The following is a 22,574-nucleotide window of genomic DNA, read 5'->3' on the forward strand; positions in this document are numbered from 1 at the left end:
CAGGGTGCGGCTTTGGACATTATTTGAGGTTAGCCTTAAAGAACGACGTCAGCTTGGCAAAAGGGATCATGTCGCTACGGTCATACAGATCGACATGGCCTGCCCCTGGCACTATGTACAACTCCTTTGGCTGTCCGGCACGTTTGTAAGCATCTTCACTAAATTCTTTCGAATGCGCCCGATCGCCGGTGATGAACAGCATCGCGCGTGGCGAGATCGTTTCAATATCGTTGAACGGATAGAAATTCATGAACTTCCCAATGCTGCTCAACATCGGTTTTGTTGTCAGCTCCTCTTTCTCACCTTGTGGTGTATAACTTCCTCGCAGTGTGCGATAGAAATCGAAGAATTCTCGTTGAATTGCTGGCGTAGAATCATCAAGCTGGTTAACGGTACCTGGGATATAAGCAATGTCTCCGCCATTAAACTCAACAGCTCGTTGTTCTATTGCAGATTTAATGAATGCTTTACGCTGTTCAGGCGTAACGGAATGATGAAGACCATGGCGGAAAGCCGCCCCCATGTCATACATACTAACCGTAGCCACGGCCTTCATTCTCGGGTCAATTTTGGCAGCACTGATAACGAAACTCCCGCTACCGCAAATACCCAGTACGCCAATTTTCTCCGGATTAACGTAAGGTTGAGTATTCAGATAATCGACTGCGGCACTGAAATCATCCGCATAAATTTCCGGAGAAATAAGATGGCCGGGTTTTCCTTCACTTTCTCCCCAGAAGGAAAGATCAATTGCCAACGTCACAAACCCTTGTTCTGCCAGTTTCTGGGCATACAGATTTGAGCTTTGTTCTTTTACCGCCCCCATCGGATGGCCAATGACAATCGCCGGGTTTTGCGCATTCTGATCCATCCCTTTCGGTATAAACAGATTGCCGACCACATTCATCTGATACTGGTTTTTAAAGGTCACCTTTTGCTGGGTGACTTTATCGCTTTTGTAAAAATTATCGGCTCCGTTAGACATATCGGCGCCAACTGCCGCAAATGAACTGATTAACAGCCCTAACAGCATGGTAAATTTTCTCATCAGAGAATTCCTCATTGGGTTTGGTGGATATCTTTACGTGACGTCAATAACGCCAGGGCGGCTGCTATCACTAACAAAATGCCGCTGATGGTGAAGGTGCTTTGATAACCGCTATGGTCAAATGCTAACCCGCCGATTGTGGAGCCCAATGCGATGGACAGTTGTACTATGGCAACCATCAGGCCACCGCCAGCTTCCGCATCCTCCGGCAATGTTCTGGCGATCCACGTCCACCAACCGGTGGGCGCAGCTGTGGCGATTAAGCCCCATAAACCAAGCAGTGTTGCAACGATCCAGATACTGTGACCAAAGGCGATCAGTGATCCGGCAATAGCGGCCATTAGCAAAGGGATGGCAATAAGTGTGGGGTAAAAACCTGATGCCAGAAATGCGCTAATCACCAGGGTTCCCATAAAACCAGCAACTCCGATTGTCAGTAAAATAAGCGACAACGTGGTGATATCTACCTGCGTTACCCTCTCAAGGAACGGACGTAGATAAGTAAACAAAGCAAATTGGCCCATAAAGAACAATCCGCAGGCCGCAAGCCCCATGGCCACAAGCGGGTTAGCCAAAAGACGAAAAACACCGGTACGCTTATCGCTTTTATCAGCCGTCATTGCAGGCAGGCTGAACCACTGCCAGATAAAAACAATCACTCCAACCGGAACAAGGCAAAAGAATGCGCCTCGCCAACCGATGACCGAGCCCAGATAACTACCCAGTGGTGCGGCTATAACGGTTGCCAACGCGTTACCCCCGTTAAAAATGGCCAGCGCACTTGGAACCTGGTGTTGCGGAACCAGGCGAAGAGCAGTAGCGGCTGATAAGGACCAGAACCCACCAATAGCAATACCAATCAGGGCACGGCCAACCATGTAAATCAGATAACTGGGCGCTAGCGCGATAATGGCGCCGGAAAACGCCATCAACGCGGTCATGCTCAACAGTAATGTCTTGCGATTGAGACCTCCGGCCAGTGTAGAAATGGAGAGACTCGTCAGTACCGCAAACACGCCGGAAATAGCGATCCCCTGCCCAACCAGCCCTTCACTGACGCCTAGATCTCCCGATATGGGCGTCAGCAGGCTGACAGGCATAAATTCCGAAGCAATGAGCGCAAAGACGCACAACGTCATGGCGAAAACTCCGCTCCAGTACGCGCGTTCTTTGTGAAGTGATAGATCGTTCGACAATATGGGCATAAATTGCTGCTCCCGAATAATCCCCGGCAGTTTTCAGGTAAACCGCGGCCGAACGCTATTCGCAGGAATAACGTCAGGAAAGTAAAAATGAAAAGAGCAACAGCGTTTATCTGCCATCGCTTAATAATCTGTTGCTGGAAATTTTACACTCAGGGCGCATCATTACTAGCTAATGAATGCTTAATAGGTTTATAACTGTAGCTTATTAATGAGACGGGCCATACCTGATGAAACGCAACCTGAACGACCTGCTCTATTTTGTCACGGTCGCACGTGAAAGCAGCTTTACCCGTGCCGCAGCTCAGTTGGGCGTAACGCAGCCTGCACTCAGCCAGGCGATTTCCGCACTTGAAGATCGTATGCAAATTCGTCTGCTGACGCGTACCACCCGTAGCGTATCGCCAACTTCCGCCGGAGAGCGTTTGCTACTGGCTATAGGTAATCGCATCGATGAGATTGAAGCTGAACTGGATATGCTGACCGAGCTGCGCGATAAGCCTGCAGGTACAGTCCGCATCACCTGCGGGCCAAATGTTTTACACAGTACCCTGCTGCCAAAGCTGACACCGCTGTTGCATGAGTACCCGGATATTAATATCGAGTTCGACGCGAATCATGGTTTTCGCGATATCGTGGCAGATCGTTTTGATGCGGGCGTTCGACTGGGTGACACCATTGATAAAGACATGATAGCGGTACCCATCGGGCCCAAATTACGTATGGCCGCAGTGGCATCTCCGAGTTATTTTTCACGTTATCCTGTACCCAAAACCCCCCATGAGTTGACGCAACACAGGTGCATAAATCAACGTATGGTCAGGTCTGGGGGGTTGTATATCTGGGATTTTGATCAGGATGAAGGGGATCTTAATGTTCGCGTCAGCGGACAGCTCATTTTCAATACTTCTGAACATATTGTTGCTGCGGCGCTTGCAGGACACGGGATTGCTTTTTTGCCAGAAGAAGAATTTGGAACACATATTAAAGAAGGTCATCTGGTGCGTGTGCTGGAGCAATGGTGCAAGCCCTTCCCCGGCTACTACCTGTATTATCCCAGTCGCAAGCAGCCTTCTCCAGCCTTCTCGTTGGTCCTTGAAGCTCTTAGGATCGGCCAGAAACGCAAACCCGCCAAGGAGATGCTGGAAGTGTAGCTTTTGGATCCAAATCCCGTGCAGTTAACGCCACAGCGTGAAAGAAGACAGCTAAATCAACCTTGTAGCAATTTCACCAACAAAGAACCGTTATACATGGCTTCTTTCACCAGTGCGGCTCCCGGCATGGTGCCTTGGTTGAAGAACTGGGTGGATTCAACCTGAACGTGCTCGCTGTAAGCGGGCAAGGATTGCTGACGAATGCAGGAAGCAATCGCCGGATGCAGGATTTCTGCGGCACGGTTCAACGGTGAACCTACCAGGATTTTTTCCGGGTTGAACAGGTTGACCATGATCGCCACGATGCGCCCGACGCTGTGCCCGACGCCAAGAATAATATCTTTGGCTAACTGATCGCCAGCCATTGCCGCATCGCACAGCGATTCCACGGTCAAAGGCGCGCCATGTAGCATGGAGGACATCGAACCTCCCAGACGTTGCTGGGCAATTTCCAACATGTTTTCAATGCTGGCGACCGTTTCCAGGCAACCATGGTTGCCGCAATAGCAGCGTTTACCATATGGATCGACCTGTGTGTGACCAATCTCCACCACGCTGCTGCTGCCCGCATGCAGTACGCGTCCGTTGGTGATCACCCCTGCGCCGACGTTATGATCGATGACGACCTGAATGACGTTATGGCTGCCACGGGATGCGCCATACAGCGCCTCTGCCATCGTCCAGGCACAGATATCATGCTGAACATAAACCGGCAAGCCCGTCAGTGTCTCTAGCGCTGGTCCCAACGCCATTTCGTTGACGTCATAAAACGGCATGCGGTGAACAATACCCGCGGCGGTATCAATCATGCCGGGTAGCGTAATGGCGATGGCGGTTAAACGTTCCAGTTTGCTTTGGTGGCGGATAAAGAACTGCTCTACTTCACTAACGATGCGCTGTAATAAAGGCTCGGGATGTTCGGCTTTTAACGGCAGCAGTTCTTCCACCACCATCTTGCTACTGAGATCGCGCAGCGCCAGGGTAATGGTGCCTCGGCTGATGCGTGCAGAGAGGTAATGCCAGGCTTCGGTGTCCAGCACCAGGCCAACGGCCGGTCGGCCACGGCTGCCCACTTCCTGATATTCGGTTTCTTTAACCAGATGCGCTTCGAGCAGTTCACGTACTATCTTGGTGATACTGGCTGGCGCCAGCTGTGCCCGTTTGGATAATTCGATGCGCGAAATCGGTCCCAGCCGATCTATCAGCCGGTAAACTGCCCCTGCATTGGTTTGCTTGATCTGATCAATATGCCCAGGCTGCCCATCCGCAATCACACACCCGCTCCTGCTATTTTTCGCGCTTCTAAATAAAGATTAGGGGCTATGGTGGGGCTTTTGGAATACAGCGTCAACTATTTGATTCGTTATGTGATTAACAGCACAAATTCACCGAGCTTTCCGCTAAAAACGCCTCTTATTTACACAGCTTTGGGCTCGAGCATCAGCGCCATTAACGCCTTGGCCGCTGCCGATAACGGCCTGCTGCGATGATGTACCAACCAGACCTCGGTCATCGCCTCCGGCTCGGCTAAAGGGAGATACGTCACCCCATCGATCTTCACTCGGCCAAAGGACATCGGCAAAATGGAAATCCCTAACCCAGCCGCGACCAGACCTATGATGGTCATCGCTTCCCCCACTTCTTGCGTGATGTAAGGCGCGATCCCGGCATTGGCCAGCAATGCCAGAATTTCGTCGTACAGCGCGGTGCCCACTTCACGGGAAAAGAACACAAAGGGTTCCTGGGCCAAATCGCTGAAACGCAGCGTGCCTGGTGCCTTTAGGGTTAGCGGATGGCCATTCGGCACCACGGCAAGTAAGGGCTCGCGTAATAGCAACTGATGCTGCAGCGCGTCCGGCAAGCGGGTATTGCGCATCACCCCAAGATCAAGGTCACCGTTGAGCAGCGGCTCAAGCTGTTGCTTGGTGTTCACCTCGCGCATTTTGATATGCACATCCGGTGATAACTGGCGAAAGGCTCGCAAACTACGGGAAACTACGCTGATAAACGGAGCCGAAGAGGTAAAGCCAATCGTCAGTTCACCCAGTTCGCCACGCTCCAGGCGCGCCGCCTTCTCTGCTGCCCGGTTGACCTGGGCAAGCACCTGATAGGCTTCTTTCAAGAACATCTCACCCGCCTGGGTCAGGCTGACGTTACGGTTATTGCGCGCCAACAAACGCGCACCCACCATATCTTCCAACGCCTGGATCTGTTGGCTAAGGGGCGGCTGGGAAATTCGTAGCCGTTCTGCAGCCCGGCCAAAATGCAACTCTTCGGCGACGGCGACAAAGTAACGCAAATGTCTGAGCTCGATATTCATACTTTAAACATCTTAATTAGGATGATTAATATATTAGACAAAAAACTGATGGCTCCCTATGATTTTGTGATTCAAGACGTATTTTTCATCTCCCGAACCCGGTAAGGAACCGCTGTGACAACCGCTTCGCGTTCTGCGGCCAGTATGCCAAAAACGCTGCCAGCCCCTGACAGTGCCCCAACAACCAAACGCACCACGCTGAATAAACTCCCCTACATCGAACGCGGTACACCGCAGTTTATGCGTGTGACCTTGGCGCTGTTCTCTGCCGGGCTGGCTACCTTTGCACTGCTGTACTGTGTGCAACCGATCTTGCCGGTGCTTTCGCAAGATTTTGGCATCTCCCCCGCGGAGAGCAGCCTTTCCCTCTCCTTCTCCACTGGGATGTTGGCCATCGGCCTGATGTTTACCGGCCCGCTGTCAGATGCTATCGGCCGTAAGTCGGTGATGGTGGTGGCCCTGCTGTTGGCGGCGATCTGTACGCTGATTTGTGCCTTCATGACCAGTTGGCACGGCATCTTGGTGATGCGGGCGTTGATTGGGCTTTCGCTGAGCGGGGTTGCGGCAGTCGGTATGACCTATCTGAGCGAAGAGATCCACCCGAGCTTCGTGGCCTTTTCTATGGGCCTCTATATCAGCGGCAACTCGATCGGTGGAATGAGTGGGCGTCTGGTGACCGGGGTGCTCACCGACTTCTTCTCCTGGCGGATCTCGCTGGCGGTGATTGGGGTGTTCGCCCTGGCGGCGGCCTGCATGTTCTGGCGCATTCTGCCCGCCTCCAAGCACTTCCGCGCCAGTTCGTTGCGGCCAAGAACGTTGCTGATTAACTTTAAGCTGCATTGGCACGATAAGGGGCTGCCGCTGCTGTTTGCCGAAGGTTTCCTGCTGATGGGCAGCTTTGTGACAATGTTCAACTACATTGGCTACCGCCTGCTGAGCGATCCTTATCATCTTAGCCAGGCAATTGTAGGCCTGTTGTCGGTGGTGTATCTCACCGGTTCTTACAGTTCCCCCAAAGCGGGTGCCCTGACCTCAAAGTATGGCCGCGGCCCGGTGCTGCTGGCGTCCATTATCATTATGCTGATCGGGATACTGATCACCGCCCTGGCCCCTGTCACTGTGATCTTTATTGGCATGATGCTGTTCACCGCCGGTTTCTTTGCCGCCCACTCGGTTGCCAGCAGTTGGATTGGCCGCCGCGCACGCCGGGCCAAAGGCCAGGCTTCTTCGCTCTATCTGTTTTGTTATTACGTGGGTTCCAGCGTTGCCGGTACGCTGGGCGGCGTGTTCTGGCATAACTTTGGCTGGGGCGGCGTAGTTGCCTTTATCAGCGTGATGCTGTTGCTGGCCCTGCTGGTTGGCCACTACCTGAAGAAATTGCCGGAAGCCGCGCGTATTTAATATCCTGCTCAGGGAAAACCAAGGGGCGCACATGCAGCGCCCCTTCTGCGCTTATTATGACTGAGGAAAGCTACTGTCATGATTTTGCTTAATGGGTATTACCCGTGCTTTTTCCAACATTCATTTTATGGGGCTGTCGCCAGGCGCCGGGCAGCCTCTACGACAGAAGCTCTCCGTCTGGCATGCTCTTCAGCGCTGTCTGGCCCCGTTAACATACGCGCGACCTGTGGTACTGCAGACCACCATCCAGCAAGAGCCAATATCAGAAAAGCCAGGTGATCGGCGTCAAGGGCCCGGGTAACAACTCCCTGGTGCTGCCCATCGGTCACGGCCTGAACCTTATAACCATAATATTCACGTCGCAGTTCTTCGTCCGGCACCTCTCCGTCGTAAGCTAGTCCTTCCCAGCGCATAAGCCTGCTAAGCTCAGGGTTTTCGAGGTGATAGTCATAAGCACGCCCCGCGTAATCTCCAATATCTTCAACAGCAAAGGATTGTACAGGCACAGCCAGTGCCACCTTGGCTAGTTCATTGCGTAACACGGCTGCGAATAACGCCGGCTTCAGATGGAGTTCAAACTGTTGGAAAGACGAACGTACCAGCCGTTCCAGCTCCTTATCGGCGGGACATTCGACCTGGCGTTGCTGGAACCAGCCAAATGGCAGCCTCGGTGGCGTCAGCAGGATCAGAGCCATGAGGATAAAGGGTGGCAATCAGCCAGTCTGAAAACGCGTGTTTATCTGTTGCTGATATCCGGCGGATGCCCAGGAAGCTAAGGATCTCCTTGCGATGCCGTGCCCCGGTTCGCCCGGACCACTCATATTCCTGAACCCCGAAAACATCCACTTCCAGCTGCTCGGCTAAATAGTGGAGTGGCGTTTCCGGGATCTCATTGATTGCCGAAGGGAAACGTCCGGTGTTCTGATAAAACTTAAGCTGAACGGCAAATGGCAGGTGGTTTCTGGCGGGCTTGGTTTTGAGCAGTCGGGTTTCTTCAAACTTCAGACTCCAGTGTTCTGCCAGCTCATCAATATCCCAGATCCGTTTCATTCAGCCGTCCCATTATCAGTGTCTTACCATAATGTTAATTTGACTGGGGTTTCAGGATCGGGTTCTGCATCATTTTCAGCCACGATCCGGTACCCCATCGCCTTATAACCCCGCTGACGTTTATCCCACATCCTGAGCAGCGCAGGATAACCTGTATCCACAAAGTCGATTATTCTGACATCAGTTTTGCCCGAATGCTCCCTGTGGAGGCGGCCAGCATACTGCTGTAGTGTGCCTTTCCACGACACGGGCATGGCGAGAACCAGCGTATCCAGTGGAGGATGGTCAAACCCTTCGCCAACCAGTTTACCCGTTGACAGCAGAATACGGGGCGCATCCGGTGGCAGGGCATTCAGCTCGGAAATAAGCATCGTACGCTTTTTTTTCGATAACCGTCCGTGAAGAACAAATGGTGATAATTTCAGTAATGCCAGTTCGGACGCTATGTCATCCAGGTGATCGGTACGTTCGGTCAACACCAGAACTTTACGTCCCTGTCCGAAAGCGCTCCTGGCCTCGCCAGCAATAGCTGACGTTCTTTCCTGATCCAGCGTTATTTCTCTGAAAACATCCTGTATTCTGGCATCAGATGGCAGATTCCCGCGTGTAAAACGGGTACGGGGAGCCACTTCCAGATTATGGGGACTTTCTTTTGGGCGGGCTGCTGTATGGCGAATGGGTCCACAGTGCATAAATATGATGGGATGCAAGCCATCCCGTCGAACCGGCGTTGCAGTCAGTCCCAGCACATATCTGGCATTTGCCTCTTTCAGTATCGCATCGAAAGAAGCCGCGCCAATATGATGGCACTCATCAACGATGATTTGCCCATAATTCTTAACCAGCGGATCCACCTCTCCATGCCTGGATATTGACTGCATCACCGCAATATCAATATCACCGCCAGGTTTGTTTTTGCCGCCCCCGATAACACCAATATCGTTACTGGTTTGCAGAAACAGACGGAGGCGCTCCTGCCATTGTTTCAACAATTCAGTTCGATGTACCAGCACAAGCGTATTGACTTTTCGACGGGCGATAGCTGCCGCCGCAATGACCGTTTTACCAAAAGCGGTTGGCGCGCAAAGCACACCGCAATCATGGCGCAGTAACTCAGAAACCGCAGCGTCCTGGTCTGGCCTCAGTTTTCCCAGGAAAGCCACATCACATGCTGTTCCTGCGAACCGCTCATCTGTTATTTCACAGGCAATGCTGTTGTCGTGCAGTAAAGATAACGCCGTATCCAGACACCCACGGGGCAAAGCAATATGCTGGGGATAATTCTCAGCACAGCCTATTACACGGGGCTTATCCCATACTGACATGCGCATGGCCTGAGCTTTATAAAACTCAGGGTTCTGAAATGCTGCCAGCCGGATCAGTCGGTTGGCCAGCGCCTGGGGTAATTGTGCTTTTTCGAAGTAGATCAGGTTAGCAAGCGTGACCTTCAGTGAATCCGGTAGCGGAAGGTTAAGCCTGGTATCTGATGATTTTTCGGGCTTCCATGGTGTGGCCAAATCCTCTTCGTTGATAAAGGTCACATCAAGAGGATGAGTATTTCCGGTAGCCCGTAATATCGTCGGCTCAATATCATGAGCGTTCATGGGTATCACCGATGCCAGGAAAGCCCACTGGTCAGGATAAGGCTGGAGGGTAGCATCAACAAAAATACTCCCACCCGACTCTCGCGGCCCTTTTTGCAGAGGCAGCGCAATCAGGTTACCGAATCCACCTTTTGGCATAATATCCTGATTCGGAAACAACCGGTCATAGGAGCCCAACTGGAGCTGTCGGGTCCGGTTACAGGTATGACTGATAATAGCCGTCCCCAGACGGCGGGCATCCCTGGCCAGAACGCGGGACGCAAAAAACACCCAGATATGAGCCCCCTGACGCGATCTTGATACTTCCAGTGCTGCTGGCACACCGAGTTCATCGCAGGATTGCATGAACGCTGACGCATCGGCCTGCCATTCTGCTTCGTCAAAATCAACGGCCAGAAAATAACAGAAGTCATCTTCAAGCAAAGGATATACACCGATGGTGTGTTCGCCAGCCAGATGCCGGTAGATAACGGGATACGATACGGGAATGAGCCGACGGTGAGAGCAGTCGCTACATTTTATCCGGGGTTTACCACATATACCTGGCTGCCATTCGTTGGCACAGGCGGGAGAATAGCCCGACTTTCCGCTGTTTTTACTTTCCCAGCGCAGAGCCCATACATCGTCCCGCCCCCGGAACAGTCGGCGAAACAGCGCAACCTTGTCGTCAGTAGATAAGGTTGATAATTTTTGCACCGAAACCTGCCGCTTAAGTCGCCACTCGATCCCATGGGCATCAAGTAACGAAATCAATCGGGCATTTTCTGCCCGCAGTGCCGATAATTCATCGCTGTCAGATTGGCGAACCATACTCTGCTGTAAATACCTCCGAATCGATTTATGTCTGTCCGATCTCAGTCATCCGATGTCTGGCAAGAAGCCGCACCACGGTGGAAGGGTGAACACGGAACAGACGTGCAGCATCAGCGCCAGTTTTCTGCCCCGATGTGACGAGCGAGACAATCTCTTTTTGCTGCTGAGGTGTTAATTTGGGGCGTCGTCCACCAACCCGACCATCCTGGCGTGCCGCCTCAAGCCCGTTCCTTGTTCGTTCACGAAGCATGGCGCGTTCAAATTCAGCAAAGGAGCCAACGATCTGCATCATCATCCTTCCTGCCGGAGTTGATGTGTCAATATTTTCGGTAATACTGCGGAAATCAGCCCCCGTGTTTTCAATCTTCTCCAGCGTCAGCAATAAATCCTTCAGAGAACGGGAAAGACGATCCAGTTTCCATACAATAACCTGATCATCTTTGCGTAGCTGCTGTAAAAGACGTTGTAGCTCGGGTCGATCCCATCGTCCTCCCGAAGCTTTTTCCTGGAATATCAGTTCACACCCGGCTGACTTTAGTGCTGATATCTGAGACTGAGTATCCTGTTCCTGTGTCGAAACCCGGGCATAACCAATGAGCATGATTGCGATTTCCTGTTGCCATTTGCTTTTATATTGCAATACATTTTTGCAACGCACAAGGCCGCATCATTACGTTGGGACAGGGATGGTTGCACAAACGTTCGTTTATGCGTGAAGGTGGAGGGAAGAAAAGTTGGCAGTTATCGCAGCTACCCGGTCACTACCCCTTCTGGGGGCCGTTATCCGATCAGTATGGTCGTCGGCTAATCATGCTGGTCGGGCTGAGTGCGCTGTCGGTTGCCACACTCGCCTGCGTTTTTGCGCCTTCCTTGCCCTGGTTGGCGGGGCTACGGATGTTGCAGGGGCTCGCTGCATCCAGTTTCGCCCCTGTGGCACTGGCCTATCTTGCCGAAGCGGTATTGCCACGCCATCGGGCAATTGCCATCGGGGCCATGTCTACGTCTTTTCTCGTGGCGGGTATCCTAGGGCAAGTGTTCGCTGCCTGGGTGGCGCTACAATGGGGTTGGATCTGGGTATTTATAGCCACGGGAACTGGCCTGATGGCCGTGCTCCCATTCATTGTGCTACTGATCCAGGAACCCGTCCGCACCGCCGTTGATGGCCACCTGGGCCATCGTTTCATCGCACTAGGCAAGATTGCCATGCGGCCCGCCATTGTGCTGCTTTCATGCGCGCATATCACACTTCTCCTGTCTGGATTGCCAGGTATGTTCATGGCCTTGCTGGTTGGACCGCTTGCAAACAGATTCGGGATGCCGGGAGTCGCAAGTGTGGGTTACCTGGTTGCAGCTGTCGGCCTCACCCTGGAGGCGATTTTGTCGCAGACGATAATAGGTATTGGCATCGGGAGCCTGCTCTTCGTTACCGGTGTCGCTTTGGCTGTCCCGGCAATGATTAGCCGATTTGGCGATCTGGCCGCACCTGACCGCGCAGCTGGCATGGCACTGAATGGCTTTGTCTTGTTCATCGGCGCCAGTATTGGCCCGCTTATCGCGTCATGGGTACCCGGTTTCGTCCCGCTCCTTGCGGGGCTCACGGTGGCGCTTTTACTGGCCAGTATCTGCGTGATGAAAAGCGCATCACTTACCTCATCCCCGAGGAAATCATGAACGCTAAACGTTCTTCGCTCACTTCAGTCCTCGCTGTCTGGTGGAACCTCTACCGCTTTGTCCTGGTGTTCCACATCGGTATTGGGCTTACTGCTGGTTTTTCCTCGTTCGCCTTGCAGGCAGCTACTGGCGCAGTTGATCATGACTCAGCCAGCATCCCTGATACTCATCACCTCACCAGTCAGCGTTCAGTGACTCTGGATAGTAAGCCCGTCGTGCTTAGCCGCTACGAGAGGCGTGACGGACGGAATGCCTTCCTGGAGGGGGAACACTTTAGTACTGTGTTCGCCTCCGATGGAACACTCAAAGGTTTTGCTAACATCTCGCTAGAGCTGGCAGGAAAACCTTTACCATCCCGAGAACGCTCTGAGCAGATTGCAACAGAATTCCTGCGCAGGGCTGCGCCCGATTTGCTGGTCAACATGAAGGTGGCCTCTGTCGCTCCCCACAGTGAACCGGTGCGTATTACACACGCTGGCCGTAGTGAGACAGTTCAGGTCACCGGTATAAAATTCAAGGCACGTAATCTTGCTGATGGGAGTTGGTTCTGGGTCATAGTCGGCAGCGATGAGAAACCCATGTTGTTCGAGCGAGATTTGCAATGGGCAACCCTGCTTGCTCGCCGTAAATCGGAACAATGGCTGCATGACCGGTGGATAAAGGCACAGCTTGCCCAACAGAACGATAAAACAGACCGTTGGAACCTACCATGGACTCATTAACACAAATTGTTCTTGGCAGCAGCGTTGCTGCACTTGTCGTCCCTCCACGCCATCGGCGCATGGCGATACTGGCTGGAGGTATACTCGGGACTTTGCCCGATCTGGACGTGGTTTGGTTTAAACTGTTCAGCCGCGATGTTGTTACAGAAGTGACCTGGCACCGGGGGCCATCGCATTCACTTTTGCTGTTAACGGTGTTGGGATTATTGCTCTGGTTAGTGCTTAAATCCCGCAGCAGCCTAGTGCAAAGATCCCCGCTGCGGTGGCTATTGGCGATCTGGCTTGCCTTGATAACGCATCCTCTACTGGACGCTTTTACCGTCTACGGTACCCAGTTGTTCTGGCCCATGAAGACCCCGCCAGTGATGTGGGCGACAATCTTCATCATTGATCCGTTGTATACCGTACCCTTGCTGGCAGGGGTTATTGCTGCCTGGCGGCTAACCTACCAACCCTCGCAGCAAACAAATGAGCCAGGTCGAGACAAGGCGGCACGCAACTGGCTGGTCGCGGGTTTGCTGGTGAGCTCGGTTTACCTGGCGTGGAGTGTCGGCGCCAAAGCACTGATCGACAGAGCGGCATCACAAAGCCTGGCGGTCCTCAACTTACAGAACGCACCTCGTTTTTCAACCCCCCTGCCGTTCAACACCCTGGCATGGCGAGTGATCGTGATGGAGCCAAAAGGTTACTGGATCGGTGACCGGTCCCTTGTTGCAGATCGAGAAGCAATGCCATTTACTTTTTACCCAAGCGACAACGTTATACTGGAGCAGTTGATATCCGAGCCAAAGTTGGAACGTCTGCGGTGGTTCACACATGGATTTTTCGCTGCCCATACGCAACAACGAAACGATGGTGAGCTTCGTCTGATCCTTGCCGATCTACGCATGGGATTAGAACCCGACTATCTTTTCCGTTATGACATTGCTGGCAAAGATGAACATGGCGTTTGGTCCGTCACCCCCGAAATTACCCAATTATCCACATCTGCTAATTTCTCCAACACGCTAAGCTGGGTGTGGCGGCGCATTTTTGACAGTAAAGCAATACCGTGATTAGGGCGCATCAATGGAGCGGTTCATGCTGGATTAGTTTCGTGCTCCTCACCTCCGCATGCAGACAGGATTAAGCGCGGGATATTTTCCGCTCCTAAGCGGCCCCTACACTTAGGCCGAAGTTGCCACCTTGGTTACTCTGCCCTACAATGTATGTTGTAACTAAAATGCGAGGTAATGATGGATAAGTACAGCCTGATCGGCAGAATGAATGCGCGTTTTAGCGAGCTGGAACAGGCATTGGCGCAACTCCACCAGCAAATCCAGCCGTTGCGGTTGCTGGCAGCAAGGGTGTTCAGCCTGCCAGAAATCGAGAAAGGTAAGGAGCATAGCGCCATCGAACAGATCAGCGTGGAGCAACATGTGGGCCAGGCTGCCCGTGACCTTGCCCTGGAACACTACCAACGGCTGTTTATCCACCACAACCGCCAGCATATCAGCAGCAAGGCGGCGGTAAGATTGCCCGGTGTCATTTGCCTTGAGACCGAACGAGCCGAGTATCTGGTGCTACAACAGCAGATCGCCTTGATCAACCGGCTGAAGGCGGAGCTGGAACAGATCATTACCGTAGAGTCTGGCCTGGCCCCCGAGCAACGTTTTGAGTTTGTGCACACCCACCTGCACGGTTTGATCACCCTCAGCGCCTATCGCTCCATCACCCTTCTCACCAACCCGGACTCGGTACGTTTTGGCTGGGCCAACAAGCACATCATCAAGAAGGTGAAACGCGACGATATCCTGGCGCAATTAGAGAAAAGCCAGAAAGCCGGGCGCGCCGTTCCGCCCTACAACCGCGAACAGTGGGCCGAGTTGGTGGGCCGTGAAATTGACGACGTCAGCCGCCTGCCGCAGAACGCCATGCTGAAAATCAAACGGCCGGTAAAGGTGCAGCCAATCGCGCGCGTCTGGTATCAACCACAGCAAAAACAGGTACAGCACCCCTGCCCGCTGCCGCTGATTGCCCTGTGCCAACCAGAGAGGGGCGCACAGGTACCGAAGATCGGTGAACTGCTCAATTACGACGTGACGGCGGTAAAACACAAATATAAGCCGGAGGCTAAGCCGCTGCGCCTGCTGGTGAAACGCCTGCATCTGTATACCGACATTGAGGAATAATTAACGGGCGTAAAATCAGTTTATCGGGGTATTTTGTTGAACGGGCACAGCATGTGTGCCCTACATGGCGTATCGAGCAGTGAAAGAATTACTCGTCGTTAAGCTTGTAAACACGCAGACGATGGCCATCAGGATCGGTCGCAACAAAGGTGTAGCCGAAGTCGAGCTCGACCGGAGATTGCACGATAGTTAACCCTTTATCCCGCCACTGTTGATAGAGTGCATCGACCTGTTGTGGTTGTTCACACATAAAGCAGATCTCTGTGCCGCCACCGGTCGTCGCTGGCGCAGGCTCTACGGTATGTTTTGACCACATGCCCAGTTTGAAACCGTTATTGAAGATAAATAAGGCAAAGGTGGGAGACTGCTCGACAGGTTCAGTGCCCAACAGTTGGCGATAAAATTCGGCGCTTTTTTCTGGGCTGTCGACATAAATCATGGTCATGCTTGGGGTAGTCATCACGTTATCCTCTGAATGGGAACCGGCTGGCTCCTGATAACGTCACTCTAGTGCACCCTACTGTCAGTTTATGGCAGCAGGATCATTGGGCAATACCCTCACTTTCACGCCACAGCTTCATCAATGCCCGGCGGCCGCGCGGGTAACGGTGCTCCAACAGCGTTAACCGGCCAATACGGTCAAGGCGGAAATGGCGTATCGAGCCACGCAATTCACACCAGGCCATCAGGATCTGCACCTGTTCAAAGTAGCCCATGGCAAACGGCCACAAGATACGCTCACTGCCATTACCGGCATAATCCCGATACTCCACCTTGATCTTACGCTCCAAACGGATGGCTTCACGGATCGTCACCAGCGTCTCATCCGCCACATAGGCGGTAGGCACCGGGCCGATCAGCAGCGTATTGGCATCCAGCTCTTCACGCAGTTCCGCAGGCAATACGGCGGCAATTTTTGCCAACGCATTGGTCGCCGCGCCGGCAAGCTGGCTGTCACCCCGGCGTTCCACCCAGCGCATACCCAGAACCAGCGCCTCGATTTCAGTTTGCGAGAACATCAGCGGCGGCAGCATAAATCCCGGCCGTAATACATAACCGATCCCCACTTCGCCAACAATATCCGCCCCCTGTTGCTGCAAGGTGGCAATATCACGGTATAAAGTGCGCATACTGATCCCCAGCTCTTCGGCCAGGGAATGCCCGGCGACCGGGTAACGATGGCGGCGCAGGATCTGCATCAGATCGAGCATGCGTTGAGTGCGGGACATGGGTTACTCTCGTTGCAGCAGTTGTTGAATAAAGTCGGCAAAGGCACGGGCCTTGGCCGAGATGAAGTGCCCACTGGGAAACACCGCCCACATCGCCAACGGCGGTAGCTGCCATTGCGGCAAGACGGCAACCACCTTGCCCTCACGTAATTCGCTACGAAACAGCCCTTCACAGGCTACCGTCGCACCAAAGCCAGCCACCACCATTTCACGTAAGCATTCGGTAGCACTCACGCGCACCCGGCCCTGTAATCGGACCTGTTGCTGCTGTTGTTCATGGGTGAACAGCCACTCCTCAGCGCCACCAGCACGGTGATGGATCACCATATCATGCTGTAGCAACTCCCGTGGCATTTGGGGCATCCCCGCCCTGGCAAAATACGACGGTGCCCCGATGACTCGTTGTGTTGCTGAGCCCAATTTGCGGGCGGTAAAGCCGGAGTCAGCTAAATCACCAATACGCAAAGCGATATCGATCCCCTCAGCGATCAGCCCTAACTCGCCTTCATCAAGCAGCAGATCCATTGCCAACTCAGGGTTGTCGTGTAGAAACCGGGTCAAGTCCGGCAGTTCAATCATGCGGGAAAACACCGCAGACGAAGCGACCCGCAGCCGGCCGGTCAACACCTCGGCCACGCCTGACACGGCTGATTCGGTTTCCGCGACCTCATGCAAGATGTGCTTGGCCCGTAGATAGAGCTGTTGCCCAGCTTCCGTCGGCCGTAAACCGTGAGTGGAGCGAAGTAGCAAGCACGTATTCAGCTGTTGTTCCAACCGGACAATCGCCTTGGATACCGCCGGTTGACCAACGTTAAGCCGCCGGGCCGCAACGGAAAACGATCCCGCCTCAAACACGCTGATATAGGTAGCATAGTCGCCTAGCTTGTCCATCCTGTCATTCCCCGTTGGAATAACCATTAGTGATCACCGCACTCTACCCCCATACAACGACAATAGGCAAACTGGTTGCTGTCCATTCGTCATCTTAAGGAACAACATGAAACTTCAGGATCAGCTCGACGCGTTCAAGGCCGCTTTTGAAGCAGGCCAACTGCCCTTCAAGCTTGCGCCCTCGGATCATGAACTCTTGCGTCAGGGTATCGACGAGCTTATCAGTACAGAAATGGCCAACAACGCCTTGTCGGTCGGAGATCGAGCCCCTGAGTTTACGTTGCCGGATACCCAGGGTAACCCAGTCTCTTCCCGGCAATTGCTGGCGCAAGGACCGCTGGTCATCAGTTTTTATCGGGGAGGATGGTGCCCATACTGCAATATGGATCTCCAGGCACTGCAGGCCGTTCTGCCTGAGTTGCGTGACCGTGCCAACCTGGTGGCCATCTCGCCACAGTTGCCGGTTAACGGCCTACAAATGCAGCAAGCGCATGGCTTAACGTTTCCTTTGCTGACGGATAGCGGCAATAGCCTGGCAGCACAGTTTGGTTTACGTTTCGCGTTGGCGGATGATCTTGTCGAGCTGTACACCAACAGCTTAGGTATCGACCTGACCAAGCTTAACGACGAAAGTGGTTGGACATTGCCGATGCCTGCCCGCTTCGTTATCGCGCCTGGCGGTGACATCATTTATGCCGAAGTTAACCCGGATTATACCCAACGTGCGGATCCGTGGGCGTTGGTTTCATTGCTGAAAGGTTGAGCCGCGCTGCCAGGCGCTATCACCGCGCCTGGCCTTTGGCGTTATTTCCTCATGCTGCCGACCATCTCCTCTGGCCGTACCCATTCGTCAAACTGCTGCTCGGTCAGATAGCCCAACTTCAGCGCCGAGGCTTTCAGGGTTAATCCTTCCTTGTGGGCCTTTTTGGCGATTTCCGCCGCCTTGTCATAACCGATATGGGTATTCAAGGCGGTAACCAACATCAGCGACTCGTTAAGCAACTGGCCGATGCGTTCGCGGTTCGGTTCAATCCCCACCGCGCAGTGCTCATTGAAGCCGCTCATGCCGTCTGCCAGCAAACGAATAGATTGCAGATAGTTGTGAATAACCAGCGGACGGAATACGTTCAGCTCAAAGTTACCGGACGCGCCGCCAATGTTCACCGCCACGTCGTTGCCCATCACCTGTGCACAGAGCATGGTCATGGCTTCACACTGCGTTGGGTTGACCTTCCCCGGCATGATTGAGCTGCCTGGTTCGTTTTCAGGGATAGAAATTTCACCGATGCCGCAACGTGGGCCAGAGGCCAGCCAGCGCACATCGTTGGCGATCTTCATCAACGAGGCGGCCAAGCCCTTCAAAGCACCGTGGCCATGCACCAGCGCATCGCAGGTTGCCAGGGCTTCGAACTTGTTCGGCGCGGTGACAAAAGGCTGACCGGTCAGTTCTGCCAAAGCCTTCGCCACCCGCACCGCGTATTCGGGATGAGTATTCAGCCCAGTCCCTACAGCCGTGCCACCCAAGGCCAACTCACTGAGATGCGGGATGCTGGCTTCGATATGTTTGAGGTTATATTCCAACATCGCCGCCCAGCCGGAGATTTCCTGGCCCAGCGTCAGTGGCGTAGCATCTTGAAGATGGGTGCGACCGATTTTAACGATATCGTGGAAAGCTTCCGCCTTGGCATGCAGCGTGCGGTGCAGCGCCTTCAGCTCAGGGATCAGATGCTCGCGCACCGCGATAACCGCCGCCACATGCATTGCGGTAGGGAAAACGTCGTTGGAACTCTGGCTTTTGTTGACGTCGTCGTTGGGGTGGACCCGCCGCGCTTCACCACGTTCGCCCCCCAGCAACTCGCTGGCACGGTTGGCCAGCACTTCATTCATGTTCATGTTGGTCTGGGTACCGGAACCGGTTTGCCAGATCGACAATGGGAATTCATTGGGGTGCTTGTCCGCCAGCACTTCATCGGCAGCCAGGATAATCGCCTTGCCCCGCTCTGCAGGCAGCAATCCCAGCTCCATATTGACGCTGGCTGCCGCACGCTTGGTCATCGCTAACGCATGGATCAGCGCCGGAGGCATTTTTTCTGATGAGATACGGAAATGTTCCAACGAACGCTGAGTCTGAGCACCCCATAACTGATCGGCGGGTACTTCGATGGGGCCCATTGAGTCTTTTTCAATCCGAACGCCTGCCATCACGGTCTCCTTAGCACAATTCCTAAAAATGAAAGGGTATGCCAACGAGTGACAACCCGTTGGCGAGCCACCTCAGTATAGCCAGATAATAACTATTCGCATTAACGCCCAGACTAAAGAGCATTTTTAGCCATCTTGGCTTGCATGCGCCTGCGCCACATTGTTTACTTAGCGCAATTTTCTTGAGAAAGCAGGGATACGATCATGCAAAAAATGACTAATGCCATCCAAAACTACGCCTGGGGCAGCGTTGATGCGTTAACCAAGCTGTATGGCATTGCCAACCCGACGGGCAAACCAATGGCCGAACTGTGGATGGGTGCCCACCCTAAAAGCAGCTCACAGGTCACGGATCAGGCGGGGAACCTGCGTTCTCTGCGTGAGGTGATTGATGCCGACCAGCCTAAACAGCTGGGTGCCGAAGTGGCACAACGCTTTGGTGAACTGCCGTTCCTGTTTAAGGTGTTGTGTGCCGACCAGCCGCTCTCCATCCAGGTTCACCCAAGCAAGAGTGCCGCAGAGGTGGGCTTTGCCAAAGAAAATGCCGCCGGTATTCCGTTTGACGCCGCTGAGCGTAACTATAAGGATCCGAATCACAAGCCGGAGCTGGTGTTTGCCCTGACGCCGTTCCTGGCGATGAATGGCTTCCGCGAACTGGACGATATCGTTGCGCTGTTACAACCCCTTTCCGGCGCACATCACGATATCGCCGCCTTCCTGCAACAGCCGGATACCGCCCATCTGGCGACCCTGTTTGCCAGCCTGCTGGGGATGAACGGTGAGCAAAAAACGCTGGCGCTTGGCGTGCTGAAAGCCGCTTTGAACAACCAGCAGGGTGAGCCTTGGGACACCATCCGCTTTATCGCGCGTTTCTATGCCGACGACAGCGGCCTGTTCTCTCCGCTGCTGTTGAACGTGGTCAAACTGGCACCAGGTGAAGCCATGTTCCTGTATGCCGAGACCCCACATGCCTATCTGAACGGCGTCGCGCTGGAAGTGATGGCAAACTCTGATAACGTGCTACGCGCGGGTCTGACGCCAAAATTCATCGATATTCCTGAACTGTTGGCCAACCTGCAGTTCCGCCCACAACCGGCATCTGGCCTGCTGACTCAGCCAGAGCAACGTGGCAAAGAACTGTTCTTCCCGATCCCCGTTGAGGACTTCGCCTTCTCGCTACACGATCTCGATGCCACACCGCAGCCACTGGCGCAAAACAGCGCGGCAATTGTGTTCTGCGTTGAAGGTGAAGCAACGCTGGAGAAACAGGGCCAACAGGTCATCTTGCAGCCAGGTGAATCGTGCTTTATTGCTGCCTTTGAATCCCCGGTTACCGTCACCGGGAGCGGCCGTATCGCCCGCGTTTATAATCAGTTGTCCTAATTGACGGTAAAATATAGGTAAATAAGTTGCTAAGATGATTAGTTTACCTACACAATAAAACGCCTACGGGCGTTTTTTTGCAGACCCAATTGGTCGCCCTGCCCTCTACCGGCTTAACAAAGGAAGAACAGAACTATGAAAAAATCGTTAGTCGCTGTCAGCGTCATTGTGGTGCTCGGCGCAGCATGGACTGGGGCCTCTTGGTACACCGGCAAGCTTATCGAGCAACGGATGGGGGAAATGGTAGACACAGCCAATAGCCAGTTGAAAACCCTACTGCCTAAGGCTGGGGTCAAGATGAGCTATGAAAACTACCAACGCGGGATTTTCAGCAGCCAAGCCCGTTTTGTGCTGCGTGCCGATGGTAACATCACCACCGACGATGCCCTGCTGAAGTCCGGCGAAGAAGTGGCCTTCATTGAAACCGTCGATCACGGCCCATTCCCGCTGGCCCAGTTGAAAAAATTCAACCTGATCCCAAGCATGGCTTCGGTACATACCGAGCTGGAAAACACGCCAAAAGTCAAAACCCTGTTTGAAATCACCAAAGGCAAGTCGCTGTTCAGCGCCGATTCACGCATTGCTTACAGCGGCGATGTCGCCAGCTCCATCGATGTGATCCCGGTGGAATACCAGAAAGACAAGTCCTCACTGAAATTCAGCGGTGCAAAAATTGACGCGGATATCGGCAAGGATATGCAAACCGCTGTCCTGGACGCCAGCAGTGATAGCCTGGTGATCAGTGGCCCAAATCAGTCCGGCCAGAACGAACAGATGACGATGCAAGGGCTGACGCTCAAAAGCAACACCCATCTGGGCCAATACAGTCTGAGCCTGGGTGAGCAAGCGCTGGGCATGAAGCAACTGACCATGGCTATCGACGGTAAAGACGCCATGACGATGGAAGGCTTCAACCTGGCCAGCCAGTTCGGCGAGAAAGGCAACAGCCTCGCAGGCCAGCTGGACTACACCATGGCAGCGTTGAAAATTCAGGGTACCGATTTTGGCGCGGGTAAGCTGCTGCTGAAAATCGACAACCTGGACGGTAAAGGGCTGAAAGAGTTTGCCGATCGTTACAACCAGCAGGCCATGGCCTTGCTGCAACAGGCAGAAACGCTGTCACCAGAAGCCTACCAACAACAAACGGCTGAGATGCTGGTGCAAAACCTGCCGCTGTTGCTGAAAGGCAACCCAACCATCAGCATCGCACCGCTGAGCTGGAAAAATGCCAAGGGTGAAAGCGCCTTTACCCTTAACCTCGATCTGCTGGATCCTTCAAAGGCTGGCGCTGCGGCCGAATCACCGGACCAACAGCTTGCCCGTTCGGTCAAGAAAATCGACGCGCAGTTGACTATTCCGGTCGCTATGGCGCAGGAAACCATGGCCCAAGCGGCACAGCTGCAAGGTGCCAGTGCACAACAAGCACAGCAGCAGGCCGAGCAGCAGGTGAAAAGCCTGGCGGCAATGGGCGAGATGTTCAAGATCACCACGCTGAAAGATAACGTGATTAGCAGCAGCTTCAAGTATGCCGATAACCAGATTGAGCTGAACGGCAGCAAAATGTCGCTGCCGGAGTTCGTGGGTATGTTCGGGATGCTGGGCGGCGCTTCCGCTCCAGAAGAAGATAGCGCTCCAGAACCCGATCAGCAGGATGCCGCTCCGGCACCTGAGCAGCCAACTCTGCAAGGGCAATAAAAATACTCTAGGGCCAGG

Annotated in this window: 21 protein-coding genes; 9 read left to right on the forward strand and 12 right to left on the reverse strand. The window is 53.7% G+C overall.

Features of this window, described 5'->3' with window-relative positions; genetic code table 11:
• Positions 1-19: 19 nt before the first annotated feature.
• Both ACMV5I_RS00945 and ACMV5I_RS00950 read right to left on the reverse strand, forming a co-directional pair.
• Positions 20-1,048 carry an alpha/beta hydrolase gene (locus tag ACMV5I_RS00945; RefSeq protein ID WP_414823452.1) on the reverse strand — a complete coding sequence of 343 codons (1,029 nt, stop codon included), beginning with the start codon at positions 1,046-1,048 and terminating at the stop codon, positions 20-22.
• 11 nt (positions 1,049-1,059) lie between these two features.
• On the reverse strand, positions 1,060-2,187 hold the full coding sequence (locus ACMV5I_RS00950; protein WP_390901079.1) for an MFS transporter: 1,128 nt from the start codon (positions 2,185-2,187) through the stop codon (positions 1,060-1,062).
• 293 nt (positions 2,188-2,480) lie between these two features.
• Between ACMV5I_RS00950 and ACMV5I_RS00955 the strand changes: the two genes are divergently transcribed.
• Positions 2,481-3,404, forward strand: coding sequence for a LysR family transcriptional regulator (locus tag ACMV5I_RS00955; RefSeq protein WP_414823453.1), 924 nt, complete (start codon positions 2,481-2,483; stop codon positions 3,402-3,404).
• A 56-nt stretch (positions 3,405-3,460) separates the two neighbouring features.
• On the opposite strand, the gene ACMV5I_RS00960 is transcribed toward ACMV5I_RS00955, so the two are convergent.
• Complete coding sequence (locus ACMV5I_RS00960) at positions 3,461-4,678, reverse strand: ROK family transcriptional regulator (RefSeq protein WP_141132180.1); 1,218 nt, start codon at positions 4,676-4,678, stop codon at positions 3,461-3,463.
• 143 nt (positions 4,679-4,821) lie between these two features.
• Complete coding sequence (locus ACMV5I_RS00965; protein WP_024486679.1) at positions 4,822-5,724, reverse strand: LysR family transcriptional regulator; 903 nt, start codon at positions 5,722-5,724, stop codon at positions 4,822-4,824.
• A 144-nt stretch (positions 5,725-5,868) separates the two neighbouring features.
• On the opposite strand from ACMV5I_RS00965, the gene ACMV5I_RS00970 reads away from it, so the two are divergent.
• Positions 5,869-7,125 (forward strand): MFS transporter, encoded by a 1,257-nt coding sequence (locus tag ACMV5I_RS00970; RefSeq protein WP_174334074.1) that lies wholly within the window; start codon positions 5,869-5,871, stop codon positions 7,123-7,125.
• A gap of 125 nt (positions 7,126-7,250) precedes the next feature.
• On the opposite strand, the gene ACMV5I_RS00975 is transcribed toward ACMV5I_RS00970, so the two are convergent.
• From ACMV5I_RS00975 to ACMV5I_RS00990, 4 genes are read right to left on the reverse strand one after another with little or no spacing between them, the layout of a single operon-like run.
• Positions 7,251-7,820, reverse strand: a complete 570-nt coding sequence (locus ACMV5I_RS00975; protein WP_414823454.1) for a TetR/AcrR family transcriptional regulator — start codon at positions 7,818-7,820, stop codon at positions 7,251-7,253.
• Positions 7,741-8,175 carry a DUF4158 domain-containing protein gene (locus ACMV5I_RS00980; protein WP_414823455.1) on the reverse strand — a complete coding sequence of 145 codons (435 nt, stop codon included), beginning with the start codon at positions 8,173-8,175 and terminating at the stop codon, positions 7,741-7,743. The genes ACMV5I_RS00975 and ACMV5I_RS00980 overlap by 80 nt, the downstream gene beginning before the upstream one ends.
• Before the next feature lie 23 nt (positions 8,176-8,198).
• Complete coding sequence (locus ACMV5I_RS00985) at positions 8,199-10,589, reverse strand: TOTE conflict system archaeo-eukaryotic primase domain-containing protein (protein ID WP_414823456.1); 2,391 nt, start codon at positions 10,587-10,589, stop codon at positions 8,199-8,201.
• A gap of 28 nt (positions 10,590-10,617) precedes the next feature.
• Positions 10,618-11,193 carry a recombinase family protein gene (locus ACMV5I_RS00990; protein ID WP_368444284.1) on the reverse strand — a complete coding sequence of 192 codons (576 nt, stop codon included), beginning with the start codon at positions 11,191-11,193 and terminating at the stop codon, positions 10,618-10,620.
• A 2-nt stretch (positions 11,194-11,195) separates the two neighbouring features.
• Here ACMV5I_RS00990 and ACMV5I_RS00995 point away from each other — a divergent pair, with 2 nt between their 5' ends.
• From ACMV5I_RS00995 to tus, 4 genes are all read left to right on the forward strand, one after another.
• A complete protein-coding gene (locus tag ACMV5I_RS00995; protein ID WP_414823457.1) occupies positions 11,196-12,263 on the forward strand; it encodes an MFS transporter in 1,068 nt (355 codons plus the stop codon).
• Positions 12,260-12,985 (forward strand): hypothetical protein, encoded by a 726-nt coding sequence (locus tag ACMV5I_RS01000; RefSeq protein WP_197724499.1) that lies wholly within the window; start codon positions 12,260-12,262, stop codon positions 12,983-12,985. Before ACMV5I_RS00995 ends, ACMV5I_RS01000 begins: the two co-directional genes overlap by 4 nt.
• Positions 12,973-14,040, forward strand: coding sequence for a metal-dependent hydrolase (locus ACMV5I_RS01005; RefSeq protein WP_414823458.1), 1,068 nt, complete (start codon positions 12,973-12,975; stop codon positions 14,038-14,040). The genes ACMV5I_RS01000 and ACMV5I_RS01005 overlap by 13 nt, the downstream gene beginning before the upstream one ends.
• 180 nt (positions 14,041-14,220) lie before the next feature.
• Positions 14,221-15,156 carry a DNA replication terminus site-binding protein gene (tus, locus tag ACMV5I_RS01010; protein ID WP_414823704.1) on the forward strand — a complete coding sequence of 312 codons (936 nt, stop codon included), beginning with the start codon at positions 14,221-14,223 and terminating at the stop codon, positions 15,154-15,156.
• Positions 15,157-15,244: 88 nt separating this feature from the next.
• Here tus and ACMV5I_RS01015 read toward each other — a convergent pair whose 3' ends face one another.
• The 3 genes from ACMV5I_RS01015 to ACMV5I_RS01025 all read right to left on the reverse strand — a co-directional run bounded on the left by ACMV5I_RS01015 (position 15,245) and on the right by ACMV5I_RS01025 (position 17,276).
• The gene (locus ACMV5I_RS01015; protein ID WP_261147508.1) at positions 15,245-15,616 is read right to left on the reverse strand and encodes a VOC family protein; all 372 of its coding nucleotides are present in this window, start codon (positions 15,614-15,616) and stop codon (positions 15,245-15,247) included.
• Positions 15,617-15,698: 82 nt separating this feature from the next.
• Entirely contained in the window at positions 15,699-16,385 is a 687-nt protein-coding gene (locus ACMV5I_RS01020) for a helix-turn-helix transcriptional regulator (RefSeq protein ID WP_414823459.1), read from the reverse strand.
• Positions 16,386-16,388: 3 nt separating this feature from the next.
• Entirely contained in the window at positions 16,389-17,276 is an 888-nt protein-coding gene (locus ACMV5I_RS01025; protein WP_414823460.1) for a LysR substrate-binding domain-containing protein, read from the reverse strand.
• Positions 17,277-17,382: 106 nt separating this feature from the next.
• Here ACMV5I_RS01025 and ACMV5I_RS01030 point away from each other — a divergent pair, with 106 nt between their 5' ends.
• Positions 17,383-18,039, forward strand: coding sequence for a peroxiredoxin-like family protein (locus tag ACMV5I_RS01030; protein ID WP_121606767.1), 657 nt, complete (start codon positions 17,383-17,385; stop codon positions 18,037-18,039).
• Positions 18,040-18,080: 41 nt separating this feature from the next.
• On the opposite strand, the gene fumC is transcribed toward ACMV5I_RS01030, so the two are convergent.
• Entirely contained in the window at positions 18,081-19,478 is a 1,398-nt protein-coding gene (gene fumC / locus ACMV5I_RS01035) for a class II fumarate hydratase (RefSeq protein WP_414823461.1), read from the reverse strand.
• Positions 19,479-19,682: 204 nt separating this feature from the next.
• On the opposite strand from fumC, the gene manA reads away from it, so the two are divergent.
• Together manA and ACMV5I_RS01045 are read left to right on the forward strand one after the other, a co-directional pair.
• Positions 19,683-20,861, forward strand: coding sequence for a mannose-6-phosphate isomerase (gene manA / locus ACMV5I_RS01040; protein WP_414823462.1), 1,179 nt, complete (start codon positions 19,683-19,685; stop codon positions 20,859-20,861).
• A gap of 135 nt (positions 20,862-20,996) precedes the next feature.
• Positions 20,997-22,556: a YdgA family protein gene (locus tag ACMV5I_RS01045; protein ID WP_414823463.1), complete on the forward strand. Its 1,560-nt coding sequence runs from the start codon at positions 20,997-20,999 to the stop codon at positions 22,554-22,556.
• The last annotated feature ends 18 nt before the right edge of the window (positions 22,557-22,574 follow it).

This window comes from Serratia sp. T13T92 (assembly GCF_047530105.1).
GTDB lineage: Bacteria > Pseudomonadota > Gammaproteobacteria > Enterobacterales > Enterobacteriaceae > Chania > Chania fonticola.